This window comes from Rhizobium sp. WW22, assembly GCF_047041135.1.
GTDB lineage: Bacteria > Pseudomonadota > Alphaproteobacteria > Rhizobiales > Rhizobiaceae > Rhizobium.
The window spans coordinates 2,884,634-2,896,758 of sequence record NZ_CP178198.1 but is presented as its reverse complement, the minus strand read 5'-3'; the positions used below and the strand labels follow the sequence as shown (position 1 = coordinate 2,896,758).

The 12,125-nt window shown below is 60.7% G+C and carries 11 protein-coding genes; 9 read left to right on the top strand and 2 right to left on the bottom strand.

Annotation, left to right across the window (positions count from 1 at the left end):
* The first annotated feature begins 33 nt into the window (after positions 1–33).
* The 6 genes from ACK83U_RS14220 (at position 34) to ACK83U_RS14195 (ending at position 5,628) form a co-directional block, all read left to right on the top strand.
* A complete protein-coding gene (locus tag ACK83U_RS14220; protein ID WP_112607793.1) occupies positions 34–417 on the top strand; it encodes a DUF4345 domain-containing protein in 384 nt (127 codons plus the stop codon).
* Positions 418–679: 262 nt separating this feature from the next.
* Entirely contained in the window at positions 680–1,246 is a 567-nt protein-coding gene (locus tag ACK83U_RS14215) for a F0F1 ATP synthase subunit delta (protein ID WP_112607791.1), read from the top strand.
* Positions 1,246–2,775: a F0F1 ATP synthase subunit alpha gene (gene atpA, locus ACK83U_RS14210; protein ID WP_112607789.1), complete on the top strand. Its 1,530-nt coding sequence runs from the start codon at positions 1,246–1,248 to the stop codon at positions 2,773–2,775. The genes ACK83U_RS14215 and atpA overlap by 1 nt, the downstream gene beginning before the upstream one ends.
* A gap of 29 nt (positions 2,776–2,804) precedes the next feature.
* Positions 2,805–3,689, top strand: coding sequence for a F0F1 ATP synthase subunit gamma (locus ACK83U_RS14205; protein ID WP_112336385.1), 885 nt, complete (start codon positions 2,805–2,807; stop codon positions 3,687–3,689).
* A 23-nt stretch (positions 3,690–3,712) separates the two neighbouring features.
* The gene (gene atpD / locus ACK83U_RS14200; protein WP_112336386.1) at positions 3,713–5,143 is read left to right on the top strand and encodes a F0F1 ATP synthase subunit beta; all 1,431 of its coding nucleotides are present in this window, start codon (positions 3,713–3,715) and stop codon (positions 5,141–5,143) included.
* 77 nt (positions 5,144–5,220) lie between these two features.
* Positions 5,221–5,628, top strand: coding sequence for a F0F1 ATP synthase subunit epsilon (locus ACK83U_RS14195; RefSeq protein ID WP_095436050.1), 408 nt, complete (start codon positions 5,221–5,223; stop codon positions 5,626–5,628).
* A 228-nt stretch (positions 5,629–5,856) separates the two neighbouring features.
* Here the strand turns inward: ACK83U_RS14195 and ACK83U_RS14190 are convergent, their stop codons facing one another.
* The gene (locus ACK83U_RS14190) at positions 5,857–6,756 is read right to left on the bottom strand and encodes a LysR substrate-binding domain-containing protein (RefSeq protein ID WP_112607787.1); all 900 of its coding nucleotides are present in this window, start codon (positions 6,754–6,756) and stop codon (positions 5,857–5,859) included.
* A 118-nt stretch (positions 6,757–6,874) separates the two neighbouring features.
* On the opposite strand from ACK83U_RS14190, the gene ACK83U_RS14185 reads away from it, so the two are divergent.
* From ACK83U_RS14185 to ACK83U_RS14175, 3 genes are all read left to right on the top strand, one after another.
* Positions 6,875–8,020 carry an iron-containing alcohol dehydrogenase gene (locus ACK83U_RS14185; RefSeq protein ID WP_112607785.1) on the top strand — a complete coding sequence of 382 codons (1,146 nt, stop codon included), beginning with the start codon at positions 6,875–6,877 and terminating at the stop codon, positions 8,018–8,020.
* A gap of 1 nt (position 8,021) precedes the next feature.
* On the top strand, positions 8,022–9,521 hold the full coding sequence (locus ACK83U_RS14180) for an aldehyde dehydrogenase (protein WP_112607783.1): 1,500 nt from the start codon (positions 8,022–8,024) through the stop codon (positions 9,519–9,521).
* Positions 9,522–9,583: 62 nt separating this feature from the next.
* Complete coding sequence (locus ACK83U_RS14175; RefSeq protein WP_112607781.1) at positions 9,584–10,705, top strand: mandelate racemase/muconate lactonizing enzyme family protein; 1,122 nt, start codon at positions 9,584–9,586, stop codon at positions 10,703–10,705.
* A 39-nt stretch (positions 10,706–10,744) separates the two neighbouring features.
* On the opposite strand, the gene ACK83U_RS14170 is transcribed toward ACK83U_RS14175, so the two are convergent.
* Positions 10,745–11,956, bottom strand: coding sequence for an acyltransferase family protein (locus ACK83U_RS14170; protein WP_112607779.1), 1,212 nt, complete (start codon positions 11,954–11,956; stop codon positions 10,745–10,747).
* Positions 11,957–12,125 lie beyond the last annotated feature (169 nt).

The following is a 12,125-nucleotide window of genomic DNA, read 5'->3' as shown; positions in this document are numbered from 1 at the left end:
TGATTTGTGCGCGGCTGATTTTGAGGGCGATCGATGGAGCTTTATTTTCCGACCGAATTCGGCGAGCGGCTTGCCTACTGTTCGGCTGCCATTACGGCGCTGATCGGCCTTTTCCTGATGTTCGCGCCGGGTTACACCTATCGCTTCCTCAAGCTGCAGGTGAAGGAAGGCCGTTCGGAAGCCTATGCCGAGGCTCGCTCGGCCGGCGGCTTCATGGTGGGTTTCGGTTTGGTGGCAATCCTGCTGGCGCAGCCGATGATCTATCTCGCGCTCGGTGCCGCCTTCGGCGTCGCGGCGTTCGGTCGCATTCTGTCGCTTATGTCCGATCGTGGCAGTATATTTCTAAGTCTTCTTCTTCTGGTTGTGCAGGCGATTCTTGCTGCGCTACCTTTTCTCTATGGTCTTGGCTATATTTGACCCGAAAACGGCTCCGGCGCGGCCATTTTTGCCTGCGCTATCCCCATGCTTTTCGAATTTTGCCATCATAAATTCGCCCGAATGGCGTATTCGTCGAATACGCGTGTTGCGAGTCTCAATATCCTATGTTAGACGAACCCCGAATTTCGGATGAGGCAGGAGCGCGCTCCTGCTGATTTCTGGGGGAAATCAAAACGAATTCAAGGGCATATCGCTTCCGTCACCCGGAAGTTTGGTTCTTGGGTTGAAATCAGGGAATTTTGTGCCCGTGGCAGACACATCCCAGCATGTTTCTGGTGTCGCAGAACGATATGCCTCGTCGCTGTTCGAATTGGCTCTTGAAGAGGGTGCCGTACCGGCAGTGGCCGCCGATCTCGATCGGTTCCAAGCCATGCTCGACGAAAGCGAAGATCTGAAGCGCTTCGTCCTCAGCCCGGTCTTTTCGGCTGAAGAGCAGGTCGGCGCGATCCAGGCGCTGGCAACGAAGGCCGGCTTCGGCGCTTACGTCACCAATTTTCTGAAGCTTGTGGCCAGCAATCGGCGCCTTTTTGCGCTGCCGGGCATGATCAAGGCTTTCCGCATCATCGCCGCCCAGCATCGCGGCGAGATTTCCGCCGAGGTCACCTCGGCCCATGCGCTGACTCCGGCGCAGGAAGATGAATTGAAGGCGGCGCTGAAGGGCGTCACCGGCAAGGACGTGACGATTGTCGTCACCGTCGATCCGTCGATCCTTGGCGGCCTGATCGTCAAGGTCGGTTCGCGTCAGATCGATACGTCCCTTCGCACCAAACTCTCCACCCTTAAGCTTGCATTGAAAGAGGTCGGCTGATGGATATCCGCGCCGCGGAAATTTCCGCAATTCTGAAAGATCAGATCAAAAACTTCGGCAAGGAAGCTGAAGTCTCCGAAGTCGGCCAGGTTCTCTCCGTCGGTGACGGTATCGCCCGCGTCTACGGTCTGGACAATGTTCAGGCCGGCGAAATGGTCGAATTCCCCGGCGGTATCCGCGGCATGGCCCTGAACCTCGAAGCCGACAATGTCGGCGTGGTTATCTTCGGCTCCGACCGCGACATCAAGGAAGGCGACACCGTCAAGCGCACGGGCGCGATTGTTGACGTTCCGGTCGGTCCGGAACTGCTCGGCCGCGTTGTCGACGCGCTCGGCAATCCGATCGACGGCAAGGGCCCGATCAATGCGACCCGCCGTTCGCGCGTCGACGTCAAGGCTCCGGGTATCATTCCGCGCAAGTCGGTTCATGAGCCGATGTCGACCGGCCTCAAGGCCATCGACGCTCTGATCCCGGTTGGCCGCGGCCAGCGCGAGCTCGTCATCGGCGACCGCCAGACCGGCAAGACCGCCATCATTCTCGACACGATCCTGAACCAGAAGGCCATCCACGATGCTGGCCCGGACAGCGAAAAGCTGTACTGCGTCTACGTCGCCGTCGGCCAGAAGCGTTCGACCGTTGCCCAGTTCGTCAAGGTGCTCGAAGAGCGCGGCGCGCTGAAGTATTCGATCATCGTTGCCGCGACGGCGTCCGACCCGGCTCCGATGCAGTTCCTCGCTCCGTTTGCCGGTTGCGCCATGGGCGAATACTTCCGTGACAACGCCCAGCACGCGCTGATCGGCTATGACGACCTGTCCAAGCAGGCCGTTGCTTACCGTCAGATGTCGCTGCTGCTGCGCCGCCCGCCGGGCCGCGAAGCCTATCCGGGCGACGTTTTCTACCTGCACTCGCGTCTCCTTGAGCGCGCCGCAAAGATGAACGACGAGAAGGGCGCTGGCTCGCTCACCGCTCTCCCGGTCATCGAAACGCAGGGTAACGACGTTTCGGCCTTCATTCCGACCAACGTGATCTCGATCACCGACGGCCAGATCTTCCTCGAAACCGACCTGTTCTATCAGGGTATCCGTCCGGCCGTTAACGTCGGTCTCTCGGTTTCGCGCGTCGGTTCGTCCGCTCAGATCAAGGCGATGAAGCAGGTTGCCGGCTCGATCAAGGGCGAACTCGCCCAGTATCGCGAAATGGCCGCCTTCGCCCAGTTCGGTTCCGACCTCGATGCGGCAACGCAGCGCCTGCTGAACCGCGGTGCCCGCCTGACCGAGCTTTTGAAGCAGCCGCAATTCTCGCCGCTGAAGACGGAAGAGCAGGTTGCGGTGATCTTCGCCGGCGTCAACGGCTACCTTGACAAGCTGCCTGTTGCTCAGGTCGGCAAGTTCGAGCAGGGCCTGCTGTCCTACCTCCGCTCGGAAGGCAAGGAAATCCTCGACGCCATCCGTGCCGAAAAGGCCATCAGCGACGCGACGAAGGGCAAGCTCACCGCTGCTCTCGACAGCTTCGCCAAGTCTTTCGCGTAATCGGGCCCAAGCTCTAGGACGGACCAAGGATGCCTTCACTCAAGGATCTGAAAAACCGGATCGCCTCCGTCAAGGCGACGCAGAAGATCACCAAGGCGATGAAAATGGTCGCCGCGGCGAAGCTTCGGCGTGCGCAGGAGGCGGCCGAGGCCGCCCGGCCTTATTCGCAGCGCATGGCCGCTGTTCTGGCCAATATCTCGGCTGCCGTCAGCGATGCTGACGGTGCGCCGCTGCTGATGACCGGAACCGGCAAGAGCGATGTGCATCTGCTCGTCGTTTGCACGGCCGAGCGTGGCCTTTGCGGCGGCTTCAATTCGCAGATTTCGCGCTTCGCCCGCGACCATGCCCGCAAGCTTCTGGCCGAAGGCAAGACGGTGAAGATCTTCACCGTCGGCAAGAAGGGCTATGACGTCCTTCGCCGCGAATATGCATCGCTGATCGTCGAGCGCAAGGAACTGCGCGACGTCAAGCGCATCGGCTTCGACAATGCCGACGCCATCGGCAAGCGTATCATAGATATGTTCGAAGCCGGCGAATTCGACGTTTGCACGCTGTTCTACTCCGAATTCAAGTCGGTGATCAGCCAGGTGCCGACGGCACAGCAGCTCATCCCGGCTTCGGCTCCGGCCGTCGTCGAACAAGACGCAGCCCACAAGGGTGCCGTCTACGAATACGAGCCGGATGCGGCTTCGATCCTCGCGGACCTGATCCCGCGCAACATCTCCGTCCAGATCTTCCGCGCGTTGCTCGAAAACGTCGCCGGCGAGATGGGCGCCAAGATGAGTGCGATGGACAATGCGACGCGCAACGCTGGTGAGATGATCAACAAGCTGACGCTGAACTACAACCGTCAGCGCCAGGCACAGATCACCAAGGAATTGATTGAAATCATTTCGGGCGCGGAAGCGCTCTGAGGTTAGGGAAAGAGGGTAAGAAAATGGCTGACGCAGCTACCCCCGCAGGTTCTGTCGGTAAGGTTACTCAGGTTATCGGCGCCGTTGTGGACGTTGCTTTCGACGGCGAGCTCCCGGCGATCCTGAACGCGCTTGAAACCGACAATAACGGCAATCGTCTGGTTCTCGAAGTAGCACAGCACCTCGGCGAAAACTCCGTTCGCACCATCGCCATGGACTCGACCGAAGGCCTGGTTCGTGGACAGCGTGTCAACGACACCGGTGCACCGATCTCGGTTCCGGTCGGACACGAGACGCTCGGCCGTATCATGAACGTCATCGGCGAGCCGGTCGACGAAGCAGGTCCGCTGAACACCTCCAAGAAGCGCGCCATCCACCAGGATGCTCCGTCCTACGTCGAGCAGTCCACGGAATCTCAGATCCTCGTCACCGGCATCAAGGTCGTCGATCTCCTCGCTCCTTACGCAAAGGGCGGCAAGATCGGCCTGTTCGGCGGCGCCGGCGTCGGCAAGACCGTTCTCATCATGGAACTGATCAACAACGTCGCCAAGGCGCACGGTGGTTACTCGGTATTCGCAGGCGTGGGTGAACGCACCCGCGAAGGCAACGACCTCTACCACGAAATGATCGAATCGGGCGTCAACAAGCATGGTGGCGGCGAAGGCTCCAAGGCTGCGCTCGTGTACGGCCAGATGAACGAACCGCCGGGCGCCCGCGCTCGCGTCGCTCTGACCGGTCTGACCGTTGCTGAGAACTTCCGCGATGAAGGCCAGGACGTTCTGTTCTTCGTCGACAACATCTTCCGCTTCACGCAGGCTGGTTCGGAAGTGTCGGCTCTGCTCGGCCGTATTCCTTCGGCGGTGGGTTATCAGCCGACGCTCGCTACCGACATGGGCCAGATGCAGGAACGCATTACTACGACGACGACCGGCTCGATCACCTCAGTTCAGGCCATTTACGTTCCGGCCGACGACTTGACCGACCCGGCACCGGCAACCTCGTTCGCCCACCTGGACGCAACCACCGTTCTGTCGCGCTCGATCGCCGAAAAGGGCATCTACCCGGCCGTCGACCCGCTCGACTCCACCTCGCGCATGCTCGACCCGATGGTCGTCGGCGAAGAGCACTACGAAGTTGCCCGTAAGGTTCAGTCGACGCTGCAGCGCTACAAGGCCCTGCAGGACATCATCGCCATCCTGGGCATGGACGAACTTTCCGAAGACGACAAGCTGGCCGTTGCCCGCGCCCGCAAGATCGAGCGCTTCCTGTCGCAGCCGTTCTTCGTCGCCGAAGTCTTCACCGGTTCGCCGGGCAAGCTCGTCGCTCTCGAAGACACGATCAAGGGCTTCAAGGGCCTCGTCAACGGCGAATACGACCACCTGCCGGAAGCTGCCTTCTACATGGTCGGCTCGATCGAAGAAGCGATCGAAAAGGCCAAGAAGCTGGCTGCCTAATCAGGCCAATCCATCGGCGCGCGGCTTTGCCCGCGCGCCCTTGCCTTGCGAATAAGACAATCGAGAAGTGACGGGTCATGGCTGACAATTTCAATTTCGAACTGGTTTCTCCGGAGCGCCTGCTGCTGTCGGAACAGGTCATCGATGTCGTCATCCCCGCGAGCGAGGGCGAGATGACCGTCATGGCGAACCATGCGCCGACCATGACCACCATCAAACCGGGCGTCGTCAAGGTGCATTCCGCTTCGGGCAAGAAGCAGGACTACGTCGTTTTCGGCGGCTTCGCCGACATCCTGCCGACCGGCTGCACGCTGCTCGCCGAATCCGCCGTTCCGGTCGAGGACATGAGCCGCGACGAGCTGGACCGCCGCATCAATGCCGCCAAGGCCGAGCTCGAAGATGCCGAGCATCATGAGCACAAGTCGCGCCTAGAGCACTTCATCATGGAACTCTCTCATCTGCGTGGCTCGATCCCGCAGGATTGATGCGATCCAAACATTGATAAGTGAGATGAAAGCGGTCCTGTGGGCCGCTTTTTTATTGCGATTTCATGCTTTGCTGATGCCGCTATGCGGTCAATCATGACCGAGGCAAGGCAATCGCATAGGAGGCAAGCGGCGGTACACTTACTTCTTCCCTGGCAAGAAGGGTAGCTATTTTATACGCGGTTACCCCTGTTGAGGTGGTAACGGGATCGCTAAGTCGCCTCAAACCTATTGTCCTCCCAACAGAAACCGGTGAAGCTGTGCCGCCTCGGGAGAGAGCGAGCGAAAGCGCGGTGCGCCAAGATAATATCCGAAGCCGCTCTCGACGCGATCGTTGCCGATGGTGACGAGCGCGCCGGATTGCAGATATTCCTCGATGAGGCCGAGGCTGCCGAGCGCTATGCCTTCGCCCCGGAGCGCTGCTTCCACCGCCATGATATAGGTGGAGAAGGACAGGCGAGGTCGCGGCAGCTTGCCCTTCAAGGGGTCACCGATGCGGCCGAACCATTGGCGGAAGCTGATCCAATGGGCGTTGGCGCGTTCGTAATCGATGAGATCGAGCCCGGCGATGTCGACGGCCGTCAGCGCCTGCGGGTCGAGACCGCGGGCTGCCAGGTAATCCGGCGAGGCAACCGGGACCAGCACCTCGTTCAAGAGTGGCGTCAGGCTCCAGCGCGGATGTTCGCCGGTGGAATAGATGATGATGAGATCGTGGTTCTCCGAGGCAAGTTCGGAATGCACGTCCGTCGTCAGCAGGCGCACGGAGATGCCGGGGCTCTCCTTGCCGAAATCTCTGAGCCGCTGCCCGAGCCACAGATGGGAGATCGAGCCGCTCGCCGCAATCGAGATGATTTCGCCCGTGCCGGCGCGAAAGGGTTCCAGGCTCTCCTCCAGATATTCCAGCGTGGCACGGACGCGCTGAAACAGCCGCTCGCCATCCGGCGTCAGCGCCAGATTGCGGCCTCGGCGGGTAAAGAGCGTCGCGCCGAGATGATCCTCAAGCCCCTTGATGCGGCGGCTGACGGCGGCCTGGGTGATATTGAGCTCCCGGCCGGCGCGGGAGAAGTTCATGGCGCGCGCGGCCGCATCAAACACGCGGAAGGCCTCCAGCGGTATTTTCTCTAGCATCGCCTCTCCATAACTTCAGATCATCAATATTCCCGATAATTGGCCGGATTTGAAGATCTGAAATTGTGATGCAGGATTATGACAAGATTTTCAGCCGCTTTTCCAAGGGGATCTCCGCGTGTCCTTCTCCATTTCCGCCATCCCAGACATTCGTTTCGGCGAGGGTGCGCTCTCCGGCCTTCCCGCTGCGGTCAAATCCTTCGACGGCGTCGGCGCCGTTCTGCTTGTCATCGATGCCTTCCTGGCGCAGTCCGGCCTTGCCGCCAGGGTCAGCTCCGAGCTTGCCGAAGCAGGCGTGAACACGCAGGTCTATTCCGATTTTGCCGGCGAGCCGAAGCTTGCGCATCTGCATGCAGCGATCGAAGCTGGGCAAGGGGCGGATATGGTGATCGGCATCGGCGGCGGCTCGGCCCTCGATATAGGCAAGATCGTCGCCTGCTGCATCGCCTCCGGCGAGGATCCGATGCATTATGCGCTGGCCGCTAACCCGCTGCCGAAGAACCCGCTGAAGAAGATCATGATCCCGACCACGGCCGGCACGGGATCGGAAACATCGGCCACGAATATCTTTGCCGGGCCTGAGGGCAAGAAGCTCTGGATCTGGGGGCCGGAAACAAAGGCCGATCTCGTCATTCTCGATCCCGCGCTGACGAAGACCTTACCCGCTAACCTTACCGCATGGTGCGGTTTCGATGCTTTCATCCACGCCTTCGAGGCAGCGACGAATCGCAACACGCATCGCGGCGCGCAATTTTATGCGCATCAAGCGCTGCGGCTGATCACCGGCGCCCTGGAGATGGCCGTCAAGCAACCCAACGATATCACCGCGCGCGGCGACGTATTGCTTGGCTCCTGCTTTGCCGGTATTGCCATCGATAATTGTGGCACGGCGATAGCGCATAATATCAGCCATGCACTGGCGGGGCTCGGCCCGGTCCATCATGGGCTTGCGACGGCACTCGGCTTCGAGGTGACGCTGCCATGGCTTGTCGAAGCCAATACCGCAGATCTGAACGCGGCGGCCAAGGCTTGTGGCGTCCAGAGCGCCGCTGAACTTCCCGCTTTCGTTTCAGACTGGATGGATCGCTGCGGTATCGTTCGCGCGCTGCCGGCTGCCTTCAAACCGTTCGATGCCTCCGATCTTGCCCGCGAAATGCGTGCCACCGAAAACCAGCCCATGCGACGATCGACGATCCGCGACGTGACGGATGCTGACATCGACCGCTTTGCTGCCGCCGTCATGGCGCTGCCGAAAGGAATTTAAGATGACCAAGAATTACACGCGCGACTATTGGGAAAGCGTCCTCTCCGGCCTCAAGCCCGAAGGTCGTCACTTCATCGACGGCGCCCACCGTGCCGCCGCATCGGGCGAGACCTTCATCCGCATCCGGCCGATGGATGGAAAGCCAGGCGCTGAGCTTGCCCGTGGCAATGCGGCGGACATCGACGCTGCCGTCGCCTCCGCCCGCGCTGCCTTCGAAAATGGCGTCTGGCGCAAGAAGGAGCCGCTCGAACAGAAGAAGATCATGCTGAAATGGGCCGATCTCATCCGCGCCAATGGCGATGAGCTGGCTATGCTTGAGACGATCGATGTCGGCAAGCCGGTCATGGCGTCGCTCGGCGTCGATGTGCGTCTCTGCGCCGAAGGTATCCAGTTCTACGGCGAGATGATCGACAAGATGTATGACGAGATTGCGCCGACCGGCCCGACTGCGCGTGCCTTGGTGCGCAAGGTGCCGCTTGGCGTCATCGGGGCGATCACGCCCTGGAACTATCCGATGATCATCGACGCCTGGAAGCTCGGGCCTGCGATCGCGGCTGGCAATTCCGTCGTGCTGAAGCCGGCGGAACAATCCTCGCTTTCGGCGATCCGGCTTGCCGAACTCGCGATCGAAGCCGGCCTGCCGGCAGGCGTCTTCAACGTCGTCACGGGTTATGGCGAGGAGACCGGCAAGCCGTTGGCGCTGCATATGGATGTCGATATGATCGCCTTTACCGGCTCGACCGAGGTCGGCAAGTTGATCATGGGCTATGCCGCACAATCGAATGTCAAGCGCGTGGCGCTGGAGCTTGGCGGCAAGTCGCCGCTGGTCGTGTTTGAAGACGCCGATCTCGATGCCGCCGCGGTTGCTGCCGCCTGGGGCTGCTTCTACAATTCCGGCGAGACCTGCCATGCCTCGACCCGTCTGATCGTGCAGCGTTCGGTGCAGGACAGGCTGATCGAGAAGATCGAGGCTGTCACCCGCTCCGACATCGCGCTCAAGCATCCGCTCGATCCTTCGGCGCAGATCAGCGCGCTGATCGAGGAAGAGCACATGAACAAGGTGCTGGCGATGATCGCGGCCGGCGAAAAGGAAGGCGCGCGCCGTGCCTTCGGTGCCGAGCGCGTCATGAGCGAAACCGGCGGCTATTATGTCTCGCCGGGCGTCTTCGTCGACATGACCAACGACATGAGCCTGGCGCGGCAGGAAATTTTTGGCCCTGTGCTTGCCGCCATTCCCTTCGATACCGAAGAGGAGGCGCTGAAGATCGCCAACGACACGATCTACGGCCTTGCCGGAGCCGTCTTTACCAAGGATATGGATCGCGCTCATCGTTTCTCCGAGGCTATCCATGCGGGTACGGTGTGGATCAACACTTACGACATGTCGAACTTCGCGACACCGTTCGGCGGCTTCAAGCAGTCCGGTTTCGGCCGTGACCGTTCGGTGCATGCGATCGACAAGTATTGCGATTACAAGACGATCTGGCAGCAGTTCGGCTGAGGGATCAATATCGGCATGATCCTTTTCGAAGGGTCATGCCCGGAGGATAAAGGGGAGCCATAATGAGCAAGATCGTTTCCATCGAGATCACCCATCATCGCCTGCCGCTCGATCCGGCATTCAAGGCGAGCTGGGATGGTCGCCCGCGCAAGCATTTCGATGCGACCATCGTGCGCGTTCGGGATGACGAGGGTCGGGAAGGCATCGGCTCCGGCGACCTGATGAAGGGCTTCGAAGGGCACGAGGATCTGTTCATCGGGCAGGACCCTCGGCATGTCGAACGGCATTATGAAGTCCTCTCGCACATCAACTTCCACTACGGCCGCTGCTGGCCGATGGACCTGGCTTTGTGGGATCTCTCCGGAAAGATCACCGGCGAGCCGGTCTGGCGGATGCTCGGCGGTCGCGCCAGCAGGGTTCGGCTCTATGCATCCTCCGGCGTGCTGCGCGAACCCTCCGCGATGGCCGATCAGGCCGAGCGCTACATCGACGAAGGCTTTCCGGCCATGAAGGTGCGCTTCTCATCCTCTTCGGGCGGCCGCGGCGGCTGGCGCGAGGACGTCAAGGCGCTGGAAGCGATCCGCGCACGCGTCGGCGACCGGCTGGAGCTGATGGTCGACTGCAATCAGGGTTGGCGAATGCCCTGGGATACGACCTTGCCCTGGACCTTCAAGGATGCGCTTACCGTCGCCAGGGAGCTGGAGCGGCTCGGCGTCTACTGGATGGAAGAGCCGCTTCACCGCTCGGATCGCAAAGGCATGAAGGAATTGAAGCAGGCAACGTCGGTGCGCATCGTCGGCGGCGAGATGACGCGCGAGCTCTGTGAATTCCGCGACATCATCGAAGAGCGTGCCTTCGATGTCATCCAGCCGGATGTCGCGCTGGTCGGTGGCATCACCGGTTGCCGGCGGCTGGCCTATCAGGCGCGCGAGGCAGGCGTGCAGTTCACGCCGCATTCCTGGACGAACGGTATCGGCGTTCTCGCCAATGCCCATCTGACCGCCGGCGTCGCTGATGCCGCCTGGCTCGAATATCCCTATGACAATCCGGAATGGAGCGAAGCTCGCCGCGATTATCCGATGGCCTCGCCGCTCAAGCACGATGCCGGCTGGCTGGATCTCGGCGTCGCACCGGGACTCGGCATCGTTCTTGATGAGGAGCGACTGAAGGCAACGCGCATCTAAAGAATCCTTCGCGATCTTCCGTAAGATAATACCGACCCGTCACGCAGTGGCGGGTCGCATGACTTTGCTTTCCCGCGTCCGCGCCCACTGAATGACAGGGCGTTCGAGCAGCACATAGCTCAGCGTGCCGATGGCAAAAATGATGGCGGTTGCGATCAGGCTTGAGACGATCCAGCCGCCCAGTACATCGTCCGAGCCTGCGCCGAAGGATGAGGGAAAGAGCTGCGGCATCAAGGTCAGCACGATATCCTGCCAGATATAGACGCCGAAGGAGACAGTGGCGACATAACGGCTCACGGGATTGTCAAGCAGCTTTGCCAGCAGCAGCGATTGCGGAAGCGCGCAAAGCGCGATCGCGGCCGCGAGGGGCAGCAGCGGAAATTGATAGGGAATGTCGAGCCAGGCATAGCCTTCCGCCGCGCCGCCGATCGACTGCGGCAGCTGCCAGGCGCCCACGACGATCGCGAGCGCGCCGATGATGTCGTAGATCGCCGAGCGTCGGGCCGGGAGGAGTGTCTGGATGCCGGCGGTGAGCGCGCCGATCGCGAATATGGCAAAGAAGCCGATCGGGTTGTAGCGCGGCATCCATTCCTTGGCGCCGCCCTGGAAGCCATATCGCCATCCTTGCCCGATATTGTCGGTCGGCAGATAGGTCACTACGAGCCAATGGCCAATCAGGGATATCGCGATGATGCCGATCCAGAGCAGGCGGCTGACCAGTATGGAGCGTGATCTCATTTTTGGATGAAACAACAGCAGGAAGCCGATCGGCAGGAGAACATAGCAGGTCGTCTCGAAGGGGATCGACCATAAAGGCCCATCGCCCTGCACCGGGAAAAAGGTACGCCAATGCCATTGGCTCATCAGGAAGAAGCCGGCGATGTAGCGGCCGACCAGTTCCGCGTCTAGCGGAAAGTTATAGATGGTGAAGCTGATCAGGAAGCCGACCGTCAGGGCAAACCAGAAGCCCGGCAGAATACGCGCTGCCCGGCGCATGGCATAGATTTTCAGCGAAGGTAGGGGTTGGGCTCTATCCAGCGCCAACCAGAAGGGGCGCGCAAGAAGGAAGCCGCTGAGGACGAAGAAGACCGAGACGCCGTGATTGCCGAAGCGCGCCAATATGAAGGTTACATCCAGGGCTGGTGGGATCTTGTAGAAATTCATTCGGAGCACGAGATGGTGAACAAGCACCATTAGACATGCGACGGCGCGCATGAAATCCGCTCCTCCCAGCCGCTTGGCGTTCTCCATTCCCGTATCCGCCCGAAATCTCCCTCTATTGCGTTAGGTCATTGCGGCGGTTTCGGCAAGCGTGATCCTTGAAGGCAGGACGCCCGGACCCATGTTGCCGGGTCCGGGCGTCGGACCGATCTCCCGCACCTGCCAGAAACGAGAGATCGGATTCCTGTGTTGGGATAGG